This is a genomic window from Vibrio sp. 704, assembly GCF_033339295.1.
In genome coordinates this window covers 162929-181497 of record NZ_JAWOUH010000010.1, presented here as the reverse complement: position 1 = coordinate 181497, position 18569 = coordinate 162929, and the positions used below count along the sequence as shown (strand labels likewise).

The window sequence follows — 18569 nt, the reverse complement described above, 5'->3', positions numbered from 1 at the left end:
GCCGCCAGCGTTCAATCTGAGCCATGATCAAACTCTTCAATTTAAGATTTTGTTCGGCTCAATGAATACTGAACATTCCTTTCGCTAATAAATAGCAGAAGTAATGTTTGAATTGACTGTGCTGAATCCGAAGATTCAATGGTCACTTCGTTTCATTGAAACCTAAATTGTTTCCGAAGAAACTATTTGGATTATCATCAACGAGTGCCCACACAGATTGATAGGTCTATATTTTTAAAGAGCACACTTCGAAGTTCTCTTCAAAGTGGACGGCCATTTTAGCTAGATAACTTATCGTGTCAAACACTTTTTTAAGTTATTTATCTGCGAGTTAATTTTAACTCACTAACCGTAGTTGTTTAGGTTCCGCTTCACTTGCTTTCCCGTGACAACGGAGGCGCATTATAGGGAGTTCATTAAAGAACACAAGTGCATTTTTTAAAAAAACTCACCTTTTTAGTTTATTCGTATAGAAAACAGACAAAAGACTCTAAAAAACTATAGAAAAGGGGCCAAACGGCCCCTTTAGTGTGATTTTTATCTCAATTTTACTGTATCCATACAATTATTGATGAGCACAAATTTGGTCATTAGTAACAATTAGCTGCACTGTCTTGTCTGGAACGATTTCACCAGACAGAATTGATTTGGCTAACGGGTTCTCGACATTCTGCTGAATTGCACGTTTTAAAGGACGCGCACCATACACAGGATCGAAACCAACTTGAGCGATCAAATCGAGCGCTTTGTCGGAAACTTCTAGTTGATAGCCTTTCTCCTCTAGTCGTTTCGCCAAACGTTCCAATTGAATAGAAGCAATGGACTTAATGTGTTCTTGACCAAGTGGATGGAACACCACGATTTCGTCAACACGGTTCAAGAACTCTGGGCGGAAGTGTTTGCTAACCACATCCATCACTTCACTCTTGATACCTTGATAGTCTAATGTTGCGAAATTCTCTTGGATACGAGATGAACCCAAGTTAGATGTCATGATCACAACCGTATTACGGAAGTCAACAGTACGACCTTGACCATCCGTTAAACGCCCATCATCGAGAACTTGCAGCAGAATGTTAAATACATCCGGATGCGCTTTCTCTACTTCGTCTAACAAAATTACCGAATACGGCTTGCGACGAACCGCTTCAGTTAAGTAACCACCCTCTTCATACCCGACATAGCCTGGAGGTGCACCAACCAACCTTGCCACTGAGTGTTTCTCCATGAACTCAGACATATCGATACGGACCATCGCATCTTCACTGTCGAACATAAAGCTCGCAAGTGTCTTACAAAGCTCTGTTTTACCCACACCAGTTGGACCTAAGAATAAGAAGGAGCCAATTGGTCGGTTTGGATCAGAAAGCCCAGCTCGACTACGACGAATGGCATTCGATACAACAGAGACCGCTTCGCTTTGACCTACCACACGATTATGCAGCACGTCTTCCATACGAAGTAGTTTCTCTTTTTCCGCTTCTAGCATCTTGGATACCGGAATGCCGGTTTGCTTAGAAAGTACTTCTGCAATCTCGTTGTCGGTTACTTTATTACGCAATAGCGTCATTTCCTGCATTTCAGCTTGGGTTGCAAGATCTAACTGCTTCTCAAGTTCAGGAATACGACCATATTGAAGCTCCGACATACGGTTTAGATCGCCAGCACGGCGAGCAAACTCCATGTCCATACGAGCTTGTTCAAGCTCAGACTTAATATGTTGAGTGCCAGAAAGAGCTGCTTTTTCTGTATTCCAAACCTCTTCTAGTTCAGCGTACTCACGTTCTTTTTCATTGAGTTCTTCATTAAGCGCTTTCAAACGCTTTTCACTCGCTTCATCGTGCTCGTTACTTAGTGCTTGTTGCTCAATTTTGAGTTGGATGATTTTACGCTCAAGCTTATCCAAGGACTCTGGCTTAGAGTCAATTTGTAAACGAATGCTTGAAGCCGCTTCGTCAATCAAGTCAATCGCTTTATCCGGCAACTGACGGTCGGAGACATAGCGATGTGACAAACTCGCTGCAGCAACAATCGCTGGGTCGGTAATTTCGACGTGATGATGAAGCTCATAACGCTCCTTCAAGCCACGTAAAATCGCCACGGTATCCTCAACGGTCGGCTCATCCACCAGCACTTTTTGGAAACGACGTTCTAATGCTGCATCTTTTTCGATGTACTGACGATATTCATCCAATGTTGTTGCGCCAACACAGTGCAGCTCACCACGAGCTAATGCCGGTTTTAGCATGTTGCCCGCATCCATTGAGCCTTCACCTTTACCAGCACCGACCATAGTGTGTAGTTCATCAATGAAGAGGATGACGTTGCCTTCTTCTTTAGCAAGTTCATTCAATACTGATTTTAAACGCTCTTCAAATTCCCCACGGTATTTCGCGCCAGCAACCAGTGCGCCCATATCCAGTGATAGCACACGGCGACCACGCAGACCTTCAGGTACTTCATTGTTAACTATGCGCTGCGCTAAGCCTTCAACAATTGCTGTCTTACCTACGCCTGGTTCACCGATAATCACAGGGTTGTTTTTAGTACGACGCTGCAATACCTGGATAGTACGACGGATTTCATCATCACGGCCGATAACCGGATCCAATTTACCTTGCTCTGCACGTTCGGTAAGGTCTATGGTGAACTTTTCCAATGCTTGACGAAGCTCTTCTGCATTCGGATCATTGACCTTTTGACCACCTCTGATCTTTTCGATTGCCTGGCTGACTTTTTGCTCTGTTAAGCCGATCTCTTTGAGCAATTGCCCCAATGGTCCGCGATCTTCTAAAGCGGCAAGCAGGAAGACTTCAGACGAGATATAGGAGTCTTGACGCTTTTGCGCCACTTTGTCACACAGGTTAAACAATGTGCCCATCGAGCTAGAGAGCTGAACATCCCCACCGATGCCACTGACTTTTGGTAATCGATCTAACATTTCACTCAATTTAGAGCGTAAATGCGTTACGTCCACATCCAGCATAGTAAGCAATGGACGAATTGGACTGCCATTTTGATCAAGCAAAGCCACCATGAGGTGAACTGGCTCGATATATTGATGATCGCGCCCTAACGCTAGTGATTGAGCATCAGAGATAGCGATTTGAAACTTACTTGTGAATCGATCAAGACGCATATCTACCTTCCTAACCTCAACTAAAGGAAATTCTTTTGACAGTTAGAAAGATGGATACTCGGGTGGGGAATTTCAAGGGAGTGAATGAATAAAGATAGCTTTGCAAAAATAGTAGTATGCATCTTAGCACTTTGGTGCTTATAGCTAGTCTTCGATCCAAATAAAGGTTGCTTGTCGACCAGTCTTACCATCACGGCGATAAGAGTAAAAAGAGGCTTTATCTTGGTAAGTACAAAGTCCAGAATCAAACACTTGTGTCACACCAGCCCGGTTTAGACGTTGCGTTGCCAGCACCGACATGTCAGCAAACCATTTACCGTCGATATCGCGTGGAGCAAATGCTTGATTCGCCTGTGAATCAAAATCAACAAAAGCTTGCAGAACATCTTCACCCACTTCGAAGGCTTGAGGGCCAATGGCGGGGCCAAGCCACGCTATCACTTCACCAGAAAACAACGCTAACGCATTTTCGACAATGCCATTTGCTAAGCCGCGCCAACCTGCGTGAACAGCGGCTACTTGCGTACCTTGTGTATTAGTCAATAATACAGGTAAACAATCGGCGGTCATCGCTGAACAAACAACATGGCTTGAAGAAGTAAATACACCATCCGCATCAAGCACCTGTGTTGTTGGTTCATTTGCTTGAGCCACAACGGTTGAATGCGTTTGGTTTAACCAGATTGGCGCATTTGGCATGCTTGCCTGTTGCGCCAACCAAGCTCGGTTCTTCTCTACTAAAGACAAATCATCCCCAACGTGAGTACCTAAATTTAGCCCTTGGTAAGGGCCTGTCGAAAATCCGCCTATGCGTGTTGAGGCGAAAGCTTTGACATTTTTAGGCGCTGGCCAGTTCGGAATGATCGTCTTCATATTAGAATTCTTCCGGTAAGCCGTGCTCTTCTGTATCTTGACGAAGCGCTTCAGTCATCACAACCATGTCATCAGGCACTGGAGCATGAAACTCAAGAACTTCGCCCGTAATTGGGTGCTCAAAGCGCAGCATTACTGCGTGCAATGCTTGGCGATCGAAGCCCCGGATCATTGCCGTTAGCTCTTCAGACGCACCTGTCGGGATGCGAGCACGTCCACCATATGCAATATCACCGAGCAGCGGATGCTGAAGATAAGACATGTGCACACGAATCTGGTGCGTACGACCCGTTTCTAGACGCAAACGAATACGCGTGTGTTCGCGGAAGCGTTCAGCAACACGGTAGTGCGTTACTGCTGGTTTGCCCATTGGTGCCACCGCCATAAGCGTGCGCTTAGTAGAGTGACGACCAATAGGTTGATCCACTTTACCGCCCGCAGTCATACGACCAATAGCGATCGCTTCGTACTCACGAGTAATATTACGTTTTTGCAGTGCGCGAACCAGACGAGTTTGTGCAGGAACGGTTTTCGCCACCACCATCAAACCCGTTGTGTCTTTATCCAAACGGTGCACGATACCTGCACGAGGTACTTCTGCAATATCAGGGTAATGATGCAACAACGCATTAAGCACAGTGCCATCAGGCGTACCAGCGCCCGGATGAACCACAAAGTCACGAGGTTTGTTGATAACGATAATATCTTCATCTTCATAGACGATATCTAGCGGGATATCTTGCGCTTCCCAGCGTTCTTCATCTTCTAACTCGGCTTGCAATGTAATTTCCTCGCCACCCATTACTTTGGTACGAGGTTTAGTGACAACTTCACCATCAACTTGAACTTTCCCATCAAGCAGCCACTCTTTTAGGCGCGAGCGAGAGAAGTCCGCGAATAATTCGGCGATAGCTTGGTCTAAACGTTGACCTAACTGGCTATCTTTTACGGTATTTGTTAATACAATCTGCTGAGCCATATCGAACTTTTTTAAAAACTGTGAGACTAATGCTCACGACTGTGAAAAAATAGACTATTACGTCATTGTATCTGTTACTGGAAAGAAAGTAACGGCAGCTTAAGAAATATTTAGATTCAAGGAACAGACTCCTGATATGAAACGTCAGACTTTAACAGGCCTTTTAGCGGTATCCCTTCTGTTTGGATGTGCAAGCAAAGAAGAAATCGTTCCTGATGTGCCGCCTTCGGAACTGTATGCAGACGCACAGATTTCTCTTCAAAGTGGTAATTGGCTTTCTGCAATTGAGAAACTGGAAGCATTAGACTCACGTTACCCATTCGGTGCCTACTCAGAACAGGTGCAGCTTGACCTAATCTATGCGTACTACAAAAACGACGACCTTGCTTTGGGCTTGGCAACCATTTCTCGCTTTATGCGTTTAAACCCAACCCATGAAAAGATGGATTGGGTGCTGTACATGCGAGGTCTAAGCCACATGGCGCAAGATCGTAACTTTATGCATGATTTATTCAGCGTAGATCGAAGCGATCGCGATCCTGAACCGGTAAAAAAAGCGTTTGATGACTTCAAAAAACTGCTTCAACGCTACCCGAATAGCCCATATGCAGAAGATTCACAAAAACGTATGGTCGCGCTGAAAAACCGTCTAGCGAACTATGATTTAGCGACTGCTGACTTCTACCTTCGCCGTGAAGCTTGGGTCGCTGCTATTAATCGTAGCCAAGAGCTACAAAAAGCGTATCCAGACACAGAAGCTGCACGTAAGTCACTGACTATCCAGTTAGAGGCCTACAAGCAACTTGGTTTGGAAGACGCCGTAGCAAGAACTGAAAAGCTTATCGAGCTCAACCCTGTGAAGTAATTGAACTTGCTTTAAACTGAACCGCCACCGTTTTTACCGTGGCGGTTTTTTATTACTCTCAATAGTGTATTCAGCCCTTTCTTGATGATCTTCCTAGCTCCACATATGCTTAAAGTTCTCCTCCCCCCTTTATAAAAAGGATGTGAACGTGACGATATCTAAGCTTTGCGCAGTTATGCTGCTCCTATTGTCTGCTTCCGTTTGCGCACTGCAAATCTCGCCGCTCAAACAGCCTCCTTATACCGGGGACCTCGATGTCATCAAGGAGAAGAATGTACTGCGCGTCTTAGTTTCTGCTGATTTAGGCTTTTACTACATTGAGGGCGGCACACCAAAAGGCATAGGCGCGGAATTGCTGGCGCATTTCGAAAAAGACCTTCGTAAACTCAAACCAAAGCTTAACGTACAAATTATTCCTGTTGCCCGCGACCAGCTACTGCCAGCCTTAGAAAACGGTTCAGGTGACTTAGTTGTCGCCAACCTGACTATTACCGACACGCGCAAACAGAAAGTGGAGTTCAGTTCACCCATTCTCACTGACATTCAAGAGTGGGTAGTGACAAACAAAAGCACACCAACGATGACGAAAATCGAACAACTGAGCGGCAAAGAGATTTGGGTGCGCGCCAGCTCTAGCTACTTTGAAAGCATTCAGACACTAAATAAGAAACTAAACAAAAAAGGCTTACCGCCTGTTATCGTGCACTTTATTGAAGAAACACTTCAAGATTATGAGCTGGTCGGAATGCTCAACAATGGTTACGTCAAAGCCATTGTTCTCGATAGCCATAAAGCCAAGCTTTGGCTGAAAGTGATGGATGATATTCGGGTTCACAAAAAAATCCCTATCCGCAAAAATGGCAAAATTGCTTGGGCAATGCGAGAAAATAGTCCCAAATTAAAAGCCGTCGTGAATAAGTTCATCCAGAAGTCTCGCTCTGGGACACTACTCGGTAACGTTATTTACAGTAAATACATCGATAACACGGGATGGTTGAACAGAGCTCTTAACCCTAAGAAAATTGCTCAACTAGAAAAACTCGCAGCGCTATTTTCACGCTATGGTGAGAAATACGATATCGACTATTTACTGATCGCTGCAATCGCTTACAAGGAATCAGGATTTAATAACGACCTAGTTGGAAGCCGAGGTGCCGTTGGCATAATGCAAGTCCTACCCAGCACCGCTCAAGATCCGAATATCAATATCAAAAATGTTCGACAATTAGAAAACAACATTCATGCTGGAGTGAAATACTTAGCTTTTTTGCGTAAGCAGTACTTCAGTGATCCTGATATTACTGCACAAAATAAACTCTACTTTACATTGGCGGCTTACAATGCGGGCCCCGGCAATGTAGAGCGTATTCGTAAGCGTGCAGCCCAACAAGGTTACGATCCTAATGTTTGGTTTAATAACGTGGAAGTCGTTATGCGGAAAAGTTTAAGCTCAACGGTTGGGTACGTCACAAGCATTAATCGCTACTACATAATATACAAACAACTAGAAAGTTTGGACCAAGTCAAAAGTCTAGAAAGGGTTTCACTAGCCCCAAAAGACCCCATTTTCATGATACCGCTACGAAAAGTCAGCCAAATGCCAGACAGTAAAAAGCCGCTTGTACAGTAAGCGGCTTTTTAAATGGATTCATTGGAAAGACTCAGTGATCGTCATCACACGTTACGTGTAGTTAAATTTTAACCACCTCAAATATTAGGCCGTAAAACTTCCCTAAAAACGAGGCCGTTTTCAGCTGAATACTCTATCCAATCTACGGATTTACTAACCGATAACAAGCAATTTCACGATAAATCTCAGAAGTTCTTGAGTGAGATCACATTCATTTTTCATCATAAAAAACCCGAGCAAAATAATGATCTGAATCACATTTTTTTATGCTTAAAGCGGTAATCTGAACTCAACCCATGAGGGATGCAACAGAGGAAAAACACTTATGACAATGAATATCACTGGCAAAAACATCGAAATCACCTCTGCAATCCGAGCTCATATTGAGAGCAAATTTAAAAAACTGGAGAAATGGCAAGTAGACCTAATTGGTTGCCAAGCAACTTTCAGTGAGGAACCAAACAAACAGAAAAAATTCGAAGCGGTTATCAAAGTTCCTAAAGGCCAGCTCATTGCCTCAGCAACTCACGAAGATCTTTACGCAGCTATCAACGAAGTGGAGCAAAAACTAGAACGACAATTGAACAAGCTGACCCACAAACCTGAAGCTCGACGTGCAAGTAAGCCTGAGCTAGTGGAAGAAGAAGAGTAAACTGAACAGATTGAGGAAATAGCGCCGAAAGGCGCTATTTTTTTGCTTGACGCTCTCCCCAGCCTTGCTTATTGTGTTTAAACACTCATAAATTAAGCACTATTTATGCATTTAACCTCACTGTTTATTTTTGACTTCTTTTTCCTCCCATAGTTGGAGGGGCGAACTCGTTTGTGAAAGAAAAGTCAAAAACAAACAGAAAGCCTCCCAAATCGGGAGGCTTTTTTATAAGGAAAGAATTGATGACTGACCAACCTATTTCCCTCGAAGAAATTCGTTTACGCTTGAATGAGTTGGATGACCAACTTCTCAGCTTATTGTCTGAGCGCCGTAAACTCAGCATTGAAGTAGCCAAAAGCAAAGTACAAACCTCAAAGCCTGTTCGCGACGCCGTCCGTGAACAGCAATTATTGGTCAAGCTGATTTCTAATGGCCAAGATAAATACGAACTTGACGCGCAGTACATCACCAAGCTTTTCCATACCATCATTGAAGACTCAGTTCTGCTTCAACAAAGTTATCTGCAAAATCTCGTTAACCCACAGCAAAGCCGTAAGCCACTTGCTCGCGTCGCTTTTTTAGGAGCCAAAGGCTCTTATTCGCACTTGGCAAGTCGCGAATACTTCAGTCGTAAAAATACGGAGCTTATCGAGCTCAACTGCGAGCACTTTAAAGAAGTGACTCAAACGGTTGAATCTGGCCATGCTGATTATGGCGTTCTGCCAATCGAAAACACCAGCTCAGGCTCTATTAATGAAGTGTATGACTTACTACAACACACGACGCTTTACATCGTTGGAGAGCTAACTCAACCAATCGAACACTGCTTGGTTGCGAAAAAAGACATTCGTCTGGAAGATATTAAAACGCTGTATTCTCACCCTCAGCCACACCAACAGTGCAGTGAGTTTTTAAGCCGTATGAAAGGGGTAAAGCTGGAGTCCTGCGCGAGCACAGCAGATGCAATGCAGAAAGTCCAAGAGATGGATCGTGATGATGTGGCTGCAATTGGTAGTGCATCAAGCGGTAAGCTATATGGCTTGCAAGCAATTCAAGGCAACATCGCAAACCAAACCGAAAATCATACTCGCTTTATCGTGGTTGCTCGTAAACCGGTTGAAGTTTCTACTCAGATTCCAGCAAAAACCACATTGATCATGTCGACCTCCCAAGAGGCAGGCTCATTGGTTGAAACACTATTAGTGCTGCAACGTTACGGCATCAATATGACCAAGCTAGAATCACGCCCAATTATGGGGAACCCGTGGGAAGAGATGTTCTACGTAGACTTGACATCACATCTTGCTTCGACAGAAATGCAACAGGCACTTGAAGAGCTAACAAAAATCACTAAGCACTTGAAAGTATTAGGCTGTTACCCGAGTGAGAACGTAAAGCCTACGCAAGTAAAATTGAGTTAATAGACACCAGTGAGTAAAAAGATCATGGCAACCCAAAAAGTCGTAATCGCATCGCTAAACCCAGCCAAAATTAATGCAGTTCAAAGTGCATTTCGTAATGCATTTCCGCATCAAGAGTTCAACTTCGTTGGCATCAGTGTACCTAGTGAGGTCGCAGATCAGCCCATGACGAATGAAGAAACTCATCGTGGTGCGCTAAACCGCGTTAAAAACGCAAAAGTAGAGATGCCAAACGCGGATTACTATGTCGGTCTCGAAGCGGGAATTGAAGCAAACGTGACGTTTGCTTGGATGGTGGTTGAATCAGAGACTCACCGCGGTGAATCTCGTTCTGCAAGCTTAATGTTGCCGCCAAAAGTCTTGGAAAAACTCAAGGATGCGAATGAGTTGGGAGATGTAATGGACGAAGTGTTTGGTACTGATAACATCAAACAGAAAGGTGGCGCTATTAGCCTGCTAACCCAAAACCAGCTAACTCGAAGCTCGGTCTATCACCAAGCCTTGATTCTGGCTTTAATTCCATTCACAAACCCTGAGCACTTTCCTTCAAATTTATAACACTCAGCCTAGTCTCTAGATACGCAAAAAGGGCGGATATTTCCGCCCTTTGTAACACGTTATCTTAGTCACTTGTAACACCAAGGCCTAAAAGCAAATTGGATATACTGTCTACTTAGATACCGCAACTTGTTCTAACAAGACTTTCAACTTGTCTTTTTCTTCATCAGATTTCGACTTTAGTTCGTTAGAGCCACGAGTAATGGTGGCAATGCCCACACCAAGCATCTGACTGATCTGACGTTGAGATAATTCTCCTTTAAGAAGTTCGTTAATTATATTAACGCGTGATATTAATGACTCTCTCTCATCACGTGACATCAGCATAGTTAACAGCATGTCATCTTGCTGGGTGCCCATACTTGTTCGAATTAGCTCAATAATCTGTTGCCAGTCTTTGTACTCGGGTTCGTGCGACATCAAGTTACCTCACTCAATACTTGGTATTGATCTCATGTTGATTCAAGAACGCGCCATCGATACCCAAAAGATCACGATAGTATGTTTCAAACATCAAGATGTTTTGTACATAACCGCGCGTCTCTTTAAATGGAATTGCCTCAATAAAGGCATAAGCATCCACTTTTCCTTGGGTACGCTCTCGCCACGTTTTTACTCTGTTAGGACCTGCATTATAAGCAGCAAGAGCAAAAATACGATTATTATCGTAATCCTCTAATAAACCTTGCAAATAATGGCTACCAATTTCGATATTTTTTCCTACATTGTAGAGATCCTGCGTACCTTGATAACTCAACTTATATTTACGTGCCGTGTACTTCGCCGTCGCAGGCATAATCTGCATAAGACCACGAGCGCCGACTGGAGAGCGGGCTTCAACATCTAACGCACTTTCCTGTCGAGCGAGAGACATCATCGTGATGGGATCAATGTTGTGCTTTTTCGCATAAAAGTTAAACCACCAGCGGTGTGCTATTGGGAACCTAAGTTCGATATTATCCCACATCTGCGCTTGAATACTCGCGGTCACCGTTAGGTTATGCCAACGTTTAAATGATGCATAAGCCGCCAACATCGCCTTTTCATCTTTCCCTACGCGGCGCAGTAAGTGTGCCCATTCACTCTTCGCTGCTGCGATTTTATCCGTCGCGATCAACTCTTCGATACGAGCTAGCGAGTCTTGATAGGGTTGAACAACTTTCTTATCCAGCTTAACCGTATGCGTTGGGTATTTGATTGATTGTCCGATTGCATTGGCGGCAGCCACACTGTAGAAGTTTCGTTGCCCAAGCAGAGTTGCTAAACGCTGTTTCCCCGCGATGTCATCACCTAATGCAATTTCACTTCTTCCAAGCCAATATTGCCAGCGTAGCGTGGCTTGTTCTTCTTTATTTAGAACAGCAATCCACTCTTGTACGCCTTTCCAATCTGCATTTTGAATCGCTAAGCGGATGCGCGTTTCAATCAACGGTAAGTACTGACTGGTTTTCGTTTTATCATCGCGCCATTTAGCTAATGACTCAGACTCCGTACGAGTCAATCGAAATGCAATATAGTCGGCAAGTTCTTGCGCTTTTTCTGGAGAAAACTTCTGTCCTTTAATGACGACATCGTACGCACCTTGAGCTTGGCTAGTGTTCATACGAGCCAACTTTTCTAACGCATATTCACTTTGCGCTCGATTAAAATCATTCGCAGGTTTTTTCTTCGCGAATTCCGCAACACTTGAAGGATTATCAAACAACGCTTTCATTTCTTTGGCTTGTTGCTTTGCCTGCGCTGATTTAGGCAGTTTGAGCAAGTAACTCATCAAACCGCCATTACGAGCATCAAACGCCAGTAACATACGCTGTAGAATCAGTTCATCGGTACGCTCACCCGCCTTGTCCCATGCCGCAAATAATGGGTCACACTCATCAGCAATGCTGATGCCACGTAACCACATATGTTCAGCCCCTTTAAATGCCGCGACTTTCTTGCCTTGCTTTAACTGAGCGACGTAGAAAATACATTGGTAACGCTCACCACTAGGAATGACTTTTTGAAACTCAGTAATAGTTTTCCAATCTTTTTGCTTATAAAGATGATTGAGGTATGGAGCGCGAACTCGACGAGAAAATGGAAAAGACTCGTACTCAGAAATAAACTCGTTTACCTGTTGTGGTGACTTTTCCGGTAACTGTCTAATAAAAGTGCGGTAATCCACATAAGGCGTTAGTGGATAGTTAGAAATTTTAGGACGAATCGAAAGGTATCCATCGATGTCATTTTTATCTAATAAATCTTGAGCTTGCTCATATACTTCGCGCTGCTTTTCCAAACTCAGCGCGGCATTAGCACTCAAACTCATAGCACACAACGCGGCGGCGCAGCATACCTTTTTAGCCAATTCAGATACGTTGAATCTCATTTGTGTCATTTTCCCCAGACATATACTGCCCTAAAGCCTAGTTTTGTTAGAGTTCATGTGATGTTAAGGCAATTTTCACACATGCATCTATTTACACAGAATGCAGATGTCCATGTAAAGCAACTTTGTGTATTAAAAATTGTACTCGTCAAACTTTTAAGACGATGGAGACAAAGCGTTTCTAACTCGCATAGAACACACTTCGTCATTCTTAACGAATAACAAAAGTGTATACCCTAACCGTGTAAGTTTCCGGTCAGCTCAAAATAAGAAATCCATTCGTTAGGGAAATTCTTGCAATGCGGTAACAAAAACAAAGCACTTGGTATAAAATGATGGGTTTGAATGACAGTTAATTTAGGAACGATCGGCAATGGCTGAATACGTATATACCATGTCGCGGGTGAGCAAAATTGTGCCACCTAAGCGTCAAATTCTTAAAGACATCTCTCTGAGCTTCTTCCCTGGTGCGAAAATCGGTGTTTTAGGTCTGAACGGTGCAGGTAAATCCACACTGCTACGTATCATGGCAGGTATCGACACGGATATCGACGGTGAAGCGCGTCCACAACCTGGTCTAAACGTAGGTTACCTACCTCAGGAACCAGTATTAGACGAATCAAAAACCGTTCGTGAAGTTGTTGAAGAAGCGGTTGCTGACGTTGCTGACGCTCTGAAACGTTTGGACGCAGTCTACGCAGCATACGCTGAACCAGATGCAGACTTCGACGCACTTGCAAAAGAGCAAGGCGAGCTAGAAGCCCTTATCCAAGCGAAAGATGGCCACAACCTAGAAAATGCGCTTGAGCGTGCGGCAAACGCACTTCGTTTACCTGAATGGGACCAAAAAATTGCGCACCTATCAGGTGGTGAACGCCGCCGTGTGGCTATTTGTCGCTTGCTACTTTCTAAGCCAGACATGCTATTGCTTGATGAACCTACCAACCACCTAGATGCAGAATCAGTTGCTTGGCTAGAGCGCTTCTTAGTGGATTACACAGGTACCGTAGTAGCCATCACCCACGACCGTTACTTCCTAGATAACGCTGCGGGCTGGATCTTAGAACTGGACCGTGGTGAAGGTATCCCATGGGAAGGCAACTACACCTCATGGCTGGAGCAAAAAGACGCTCGTCTACAACAAGAAGCCTCCCAAGAGAGTGCTCGCCAAAAGACTATCGAGAAAGAGCTTGAGTGGGTACGTAAAAACCCTAAAGGTCGTCAAGCGAAGTCAAAAGCACGTATGGCTCGCTTTGAAGAGCTACAAAGCTCTGATCACCAAAAACGTAATGAAACCAACGAACTGTTTATCCCACCTGGTGAGCGTCTAGGTGATAAGGTTATTGAAGTGAAGAACCTGACCAAGTCATTTGACGGTCGTGTTCTGATTGATGACCTGTCATTCAGCATCCCTAAAGGTGCGATTGTTGGTATCATCGGTGCGAACGGCGCAGGTAAATCGACGCTATTCAAGATGTTAAGTGGTACTGAACAACCAGACTCGGGCACAATTGAGATGGGCGATACAGTAAAACTAGCATCTGTCGATCAGTTCCGTGACAGCATGGACGATTCTAAAACCGTATTCCAAGAGATCTCTGAAGGTGCTGATATCATTAAGATCAACAACTTCGAAATCCCAGCTCGCGCATACTGTTCACGCTTTAACTTTAAAGGCAGTGACCAACAAAAGATTATTGGTGAACTATCGGGTGGTGAGCGTAACCGTGTCCACCTTGCGAAGCTGCTTAAAGCGGGCGGTAACGTGTTGCTACTCGACGAACCAACCAACGACCTTGACGTTGAAACACTGCGTGCTCTAGAAGAAGCGTTACTAGAGTTCCCTGGTTGTGCAATGGTTATCTCGCACGACCGTTGGTTCCTTGACCGTATCGCTACCCACATCATTGACTACCGTGACGAAGGCCAAGTTAACTTCTACGAAGGTAACTACACAGAGTACATGGATTGGTTGAAGAAAACATTGGGTCCTGAAGCCGCAGAACCACACCGTATCAAATACAAGCGTATTGCGAAGTAATCGCAACCCACAAAGTTTGATTGTAATTTGTACAAAGGCCGCTATCATAGCGGCCTTTGTTTTCTTTGTTATAAAAAGAGCTCATTAGCCCGTCTCGTTCGTTAAGAACATGACATAGCACTTACGTCACTCTGTAGCGACCTCGACACTTTTCAAACAACAATCGAACATTTTTTGTTCGTATTGATATACTATTCAATTCTGTTTGACGACCTGACGAGAATATTCATATGACAGAGAGACGACGCTTTTCACGTATTCTCCATCAAGCTCCAGCTAAGATAGAACAACGTGACTTGGCAATTGAAGCTAGGATTCAAGATCTTTCCTTGCATGGTTTACTCATGAAAGTGGAAGAGACTGAGGCTTTGGATCCAACCCTTCCAGTCCATGTGACTTTTTCATTTGATCAATCCGAACAAGTGATTACGTTAAAAGCGCAAGTTGTGGATCTCTCTAAGTGTGAGATTAGGTTGAAGATCGCTAAGATAGACATCGAAAGCATTAGCCAACTAAAACGATTTATAGAATTGAATGTAGGCAATAACGACCTTCTGAATCGAGAGTTAGAGCACCTCTCTGGTTTTTAGGAGAAAAATAAATGAACGCCTATTTAAGTAACAATAACTATGTCTAAAAAAATCATCATGCAGATCCCGACGAAAGACGGCGATCAGCAGTTCTATTTGGGCCGCAGTTCGGTCCTAGCAGTATTTGCTTCAGTATTGGCATTACCCGCCGTCGTTGGTGGCGCGTGGTACCTTAATCAGCAGCAGATGCACAATAAAGACGAACTAACGCAAATCATCGCCAAACTGGAAAGTGAAAAGGCCGAAGTGACGGCTCTTTACGAAGAACAGCTTGATACCAATCATTCGCTTTCCCAGTCTTTGACGGACAAAAACAATCAAATTCAGCTATTGGGCAAACGGGTATTCGACGTTGAATCGGTTTTAGGTCTCGCAGACGAAGAGTTGATGATCGATGAGAACAGCATGGGGTTAGAGGAGCGAATTGACGCAGCCGCTATCGATTCTGCTGTTCGCGCGACGATGTTCCGTTTGATACCAAATGACAGCCCAGTCACATACCAACGTATTTCTTCTTCTTACGGCAGTCGTATTAATCCGATTTCAGGTAAGAGGCATGTTCATACTGGTATCGATCTGACTTGTAAAAGAGGAGAAGAGATCCTGGCACCGGCTGACGGTGTGGTGGAAACCGTTCGCCCGAGCAATCGTGGTTATGGTAACTATGTCACCATTCGTCACTCATTTGGCTTTATGAGCTCCTTTGCTCATCTACAACGCTTCAAAGTGAAAAGCGGTCAGTTTGTTAGTAAAGGCGACATCATTGCTCAATGCGGTAACTCTGGCAACTCCACAGGGCCACACTTGCACTATGAAGTACGCTTCCTCGGACGAGCACTCAACCCTCAATACTTAATGGAGTGGACGCCAGAAAACTTCAATGACGTCTTTGAAAAAGAGAAAAAAGTGAAATGGGGACCTTTGGTTCAATTGATTGATAACGTTGTACGCCTACAAGTCAATTTAACCAATTCACCCTATCGCGATACCAGTATCAACACAGTATCAAGTGAAGATACGAGTAATACTGCGACGAACTGATTTGTCCATCAACACGAAAAAGAGCAGCTTACGCTGCTCTTTTTGTTTCGGACTCTGCACGGCTAAATGACCCGTGATTAGCCGCGATGAATATTATCATTCGCCTGTTTGAGTAAGTTTTGGCTCTCATTCATAAATTGTTGAGAATAAGTACCAAACCAATCACTCACCTGCTTAAAGCTTTCGATGAATCGCGCTTTGTCTCTGCTATCCAGAATCGCTACTGCATCACCTAAACGCTGATGGAATCGCTTGATCATATCGATATTCTCTTGAGAAGAGAAAATGATATCACCGTACAAGTTCGGATCCTGACCAAACAGTCGTCCCACCATCGCCAATTCAAGGCGGTAGATTGGCGAGCTTAACTTCAACAACTGATCGATGTTCGGATTCTCTTTGCTAAGGTGCATACCGTAAGCAAACGACGTGAAGTGGCGCAGCGCCTGAATCAACGTCATGCCATGATCGTGCTCTTGTGCATCGATTTGGCACAAGCTTGCGCCCCAAATCCCAAACTGTTGCAATAGCCATTGGTAATGCTCGTGACCACGGCCATCACAATACACAATAACCTGCTTGGCAAGGCTCGGAACATCTGGGCCAAACATTGGGTGCAAACCAACCACAGGACCTTGATGCACATTCAACATTGCTTGCAGAGGCTTCGATTTGATAGAAGTCAGGTCACACAGAATACAGTCTTGCGGCAAGTTCCCCAGTTTTTCGATCACCCCTTCCGTTAGATGAATCGGCACCGTGACCACGACTAAACCCGCGTTGTCTAGAATCTCATCCGCATGATCCCAGTCTTTACTACCGAGAACTTTGACCTGGTAGCCCGACAATTTGAACATACGCCCAAACAGGCCACCCAATTGACCATTACCACCAATAATAACAACTGAGCGTAAATCAGGGTTCAAACACTTAAAACCGGAATCTTTCTCGCTGGCATAAGACTCACGCATTGTTCGACGCAGAATATCTTCAATAAGCTGTGGAGGAATTCCCATTTTTTCAGCTTCAGCGCGACGAGAAGCTAACATCGCCGCTTCGCGGTCTGGAGCATAAATTGGCAAACCATGTTCGCTTTTTACTTCCCCAACTTTCTCTACGAGCGCTAAACGCTGAGCCAATAGCTCCAACATTTGCTTGTCGACTGCATCAATCTGATCGCGTAATGCGTTAAGTTCAACTGCCATTGATGTTCCTTAAATCCTGTATTAATTAGCCTTTAGACGATTTTCTAAGAAAGGCACTAGCTCTTCATGTGCATGACGTAATAGTGCCTCAGTTGAATCCCAATTGATACATGCGTCAGTGATAGATACACCGTATTTCATCTCTTCAAGAGCTAAGTCAGAAGATTGATTTCCTTCATTGATATGGCTTTCAATCATAAGACCGATAATAGATTTATTGCCTTCACGGATTTGATGAATCACATCCTCCGCGACTAATGGCTGGCGACGGTAATCTTTACGTGAGTTGGCGTGACTGCAATCCACCATTAATGAAGCATCAAGACCAGATTTCGCCATCTCCTGCTCACACTCAGTGACGGATACCGAATCGTAGTTAGTTTGCTTGCCGCCACGTAAGATCACATGTCCATTAGCATTGCCCTGGGTGGTCAACAGTGCGACTTGTCCCTCACGGTTAATTCCCATAAAACGGTGGCTAGAGGACGCAGCTTGCATCGCGTTAATTGCGGTTGCCAAACTGCCATCGGTGCCATTCTTAAAACCGATTGGCATAGACAGGCCGCTTGCCATTTCACGGTGAGTTTGTGACTCCGTCGTACGTGCGCCGATTGCAGCCCAGCTAAAAGTATCCGCCAGGTATTGTGGGCTAATTGGGTCTAGAGCCTCAGTCGCGAGCGGGATTTCCATTTCTGCCAACTCCACCAGAAGTTCGCGTCCAACATGCAGACCGTGTTCAATATCGAAACTGCCGTCTAGGTGTGGGTCATTGATCAGGCCTTTCCAGCCGACCGTGGTGCGCGGCTTCTCAAAGTAAACACGCATAACAATATACAGTTGGTCACTTAGTTGTTCAGAGAGTGCTTTAAGTCGCTTTGCGTAATCCTTCGCCGCTTCCACGTCGTGGATAGAACATGGACCGCATACAACAAGCAGGCGGTGATCCTTCTTGTGAATAATATTAGCGATAGTTTGACGAGACTCTTGAATAAAGCGACGTGCTTTTTCACTCAAAGGAAGCTTGGTTTTTAGTTCCTCCGGAGTAATAAGAACCTGTTCTTCGATAATATTAATATTGCTCAACTCACTTTTCTGCATAACTCTAACCTGTATATTTATTTTTACACCCAACCAAACCTTTGGTGAGACAACTAAGCTTTAACGACAAGATAACAGGCTAAAAAAGAAAAACAAGCGTACATAA

Annotated in this window: 15 protein-coding genes and 1 other annotated feature; of the genes, 8 read left to right on the top strand and 7 right to left on the bottom strand. The window is 44.3% G+C overall.

The genetic code is table 11. The annotated features are described in order from the left end of the window. Window positions 1-565: 565 nt before the first annotated feature. The 3 genes from clpB to rluD form a co-directional block, all read right to left on the bottom strand. Entirely contained in the window at window positions 566-3139 is a 2574-nt protein-coding gene (gene clpB, locus R7R24_RS15180) for an ATP-dependent chaperone ClpB (RefSeq protein ID WP_005381873.1), read from the bottom strand. Between the two features lie 144 nt (window positions 3140-3283). After that, on the bottom strand, window positions 3284-4012 hold the full coding sequence (gene pgeF, locus R7R24_RS15175; protein WP_005381874.1) for a peptidoglycan editing factor PgeF: 729 nt from the start codon (window positions 4010-4012) through the stop codon (window positions 3284-3286). 1 nt (window position 4013) lies between these two features. After that, the gene (rluD, locus tag R7R24_RS15170; protein WP_005381875.1) at window positions 4014-4991 is read right to left on the bottom strand and encodes a 23S rRNA pseudouridine(1911/1915/1917) synthase RluD; all 978 of its coding nucleotides are present in this window, start codon (window positions 4989-4991) and stop codon (window positions 4014-4016) included. A 136-nt stretch (window positions 4992-5127) separates the two neighbouring features. Here rluD and bamD point away from each other — a divergent pair, with 136 nt between their 5' ends. The 5 genes from bamD to yjjX all read left to right on the top strand — a co-directional run bounded on the left by bamD (window position 5128) and on the right by yjjX (window position 10117). Beyond that, on the top strand, window positions 5128-5856 hold the full coding sequence (bamD, locus tag R7R24_RS15165) for an outer membrane protein assembly factor BamD (protein WP_005381876.1): 729 nt from the start codon (window positions 5128-5130) through the stop codon (window positions 5854-5856). 148 nt (window positions 5857-6004) lie between these two features. Beyond that, window positions 6005-7486, top strand: a complete 1482-nt coding sequence (locus R7R24_RS15160; protein ID WP_311764764.1) for a lytic transglycosylase F — start codon at window positions 6005-6007, stop codon at window positions 7484-7486. A gap of 325 nt (window positions 7487-7811) precedes the next feature. Next, window positions 7812-8138 (top strand): ribosome hibernation-promoting factor, HPF/YfiA family, encoded by a 327-nt coding sequence (gene hpf, locus R7R24_RS15155; RefSeq protein ID WP_005381889.1) that lies wholly within the window; start codon window positions 7812-7814, stop codon window positions 8136-8138. Between the two features lie 108 nt (window positions 8139-8246). Next, window positions 8247-8368 (top strand) — a sequence feature (Phe leader region). A 12-nt stretch (window positions 8369-8380) separates the two neighbouring features. Continuing rightward, window positions 8381-9559, top strand: a complete 1179-nt coding sequence (pheA, locus tag R7R24_RS15150; protein ID WP_054576676.1) for a prephenate dehydratase — start codon at window positions 8381-8383, stop codon at window positions 9557-9559. Between the two features lie 24 nt (window positions 9560-9583). After that, a complete protein-coding gene (yjjX, locus tag R7R24_RS15145; RefSeq protein ID WP_005381891.1) occupies window positions 9584-10117 on the top strand; it encodes an inosine/xanthosine triphosphatase in 534 nt (177 codons plus the stop codon). A gap of 111 nt (window positions 10118-10228) precedes the next feature. On the opposite strand, the gene trpR is transcribed toward yjjX, so the two are convergent. Next, window positions 10229-10537 carry a trp operon repressor gene (gene trpR, locus R7R24_RS15140; protein WP_005381892.1) on the bottom strand — a complete coding sequence of 103 codons (309 nt, stop codon included), beginning with the start codon at window positions 10535-10537 and terminating at the stop codon, window positions 10229-10231. A gap of 13 nt (window positions 10538-10550) precedes the next feature. Beyond that, on the bottom strand, window positions 10551-12497 hold the full coding sequence (locus tag R7R24_RS15135; RefSeq protein ID WP_411978822.1) for a transglycosylase SLT domain-containing protein: 1947 nt from the start codon (window positions 12495-12497) through the stop codon (window positions 10551-10553). A gap of 364 nt (window positions 12498-12861) precedes the next feature. Between R7R24_RS15135 and ettA the strand changes: the two genes are divergently transcribed. From ettA to R7R24_RS15120, 3 genes are all read left to right on the top strand, one after another. Then, the gene (gene ettA, locus R7R24_RS15130; protein ID WP_005381894.1) at window positions 12862-14529 is read left to right on the top strand and encodes an energy-dependent translational throttle protein EttA; all 1668 of its coding nucleotides are present in this window, start codon (window positions 12862-12864) and stop codon (window positions 14527-14529) included. 230 nt (window positions 14530-14759) lie between these two features. Next, entirely contained in the window at window positions 14760-15119 is a 360-nt protein-coding gene (locus R7R24_RS15125) for a PilZ domain-containing protein (protein WP_033906113.1), read from the top strand. Between the two features lie 39 nt (window positions 15120-15158). Beyond that, window positions 15159-16160, top strand: a complete 1002-nt coding sequence (locus R7R24_RS15120) for a M23 family metallopeptidase (protein WP_005381900.1) — start codon at window positions 15159-15161, stop codon at window positions 16158-16160. A 77-nt stretch (window positions 16161-16237) separates the two neighbouring features. On the opposite strand, the gene tyrA is transcribed toward R7R24_RS15120, so the two are convergent. Continuing rightward, entirely contained in the window at window positions 16238-17365 is a 1128-nt protein-coding gene (gene tyrA, locus R7R24_RS15115; protein WP_005381901.1) for a bifunctional chorismate mutase/prephenate dehydrogenase, read from the bottom strand. A 21-nt stretch (window positions 17366-17386) separates the two neighbouring features. After that, a complete protein-coding gene (locus R7R24_RS15110) occupies window positions 17387-18463 on the bottom strand; it encodes a 3-deoxy-7-phosphoheptulonate synthase (RefSeq protein ID WP_005381904.1) in 1077 nt (358 codons plus the stop codon). Window positions 18464-18569: the final 106 nt, after the last annotated feature.

Excerpts from the sequence above, each read along its gene's own strand:
- clpB (WP_005381873.1), bottom strand. The coding sequence starts at position 3,139 with ATGCGTCTTGATCGATTCACAAGTAAGTTTCAAATCGCTATCTCTGAT.
- pgeF (WP_005381874.1), bottom strand. The coding sequence starts at position 4,012 with ATGAAGACGATCATTCCGAACTGGCCAGCGCCTAAAAATGTCAAAGCT.
- rluD (WP_005381875.1), bottom strand. The coding sequence starts at position 4,991 with ATGGCTCAGCAGATTGTATTAACAAATACCGTAAAAGATAGCCAGTTA.
- bamD (WP_005381876.1), top strand. The coding sequence starts at position 5,128 with ATGAAACGTCAGACTTTAACAGGCCTTTTAGCGGTATCCCTTCTGTTT.
- hpf (WP_005381889.1), top strand. The coding sequence starts at position 7,812 with ATGACAATGAATATCACTGGCAAAAACATCGAAATCACCTCTGCAATC.
- pheA (WP_054576676.1), top strand. The coding sequence starts at position 8,381 with ATGACTGACCAACCTATTTCCCTCGAAGAAATTCGTTTACGCTTGAAT.
- yjjX (WP_005381891.1), top strand. The coding sequence starts at position 9,584 with ATGGCAACCCAAAAAGTCGTAATCGCATCGCTAAACCCAGCCAAAATT.
- trpR (WP_005381892.1), bottom strand. The coding sequence starts at position 10,537 with ATGTCGCACGAACCCGAGTACAAAGACTGGCAACAGATTATTGAGCTA.
- R7R24_RS15135 (WP_411978822.1), bottom strand. The coding sequence starts at position 12,497 with ATGACACAAATGAGATTCAACGTATCTGAATTGGCTAAAAAGGTATGC.
- ettA (WP_005381894.1), top strand. The coding sequence starts at position 12,862 with ATGGCTGAATACGTATATACCATGTCGCGGGTGAGCAAAATTGTGCCA.
- R7R24_RS15125 (WP_033906113.1), top strand. The coding sequence starts at position 14,760 with ATGACAGAGAGACGACGCTTTTCACGTATTCTCCATCAAGCTCCAGCT.
- R7R24_RS15120 (WP_005381900.1), top strand. The coding sequence starts at position 15,159 with ATGTCTAAAAAAATCATCATGCAGATCCCGACGAAAGACGGCGATCAG.
- tyrA (WP_005381901.1), bottom strand. The coding sequence starts at position 17,365 with ATGGCAGTTGAACTTAACGCATTACGCGATCAGATTGATGCAGTCGAC.
- R7R24_RS15110 (WP_005381904.1), bottom strand. The coding sequence starts at position 18,463 with ATGCAGAAAAGTGAGTTGAGCAATATTAATATTATCGAAGAACAGGTT.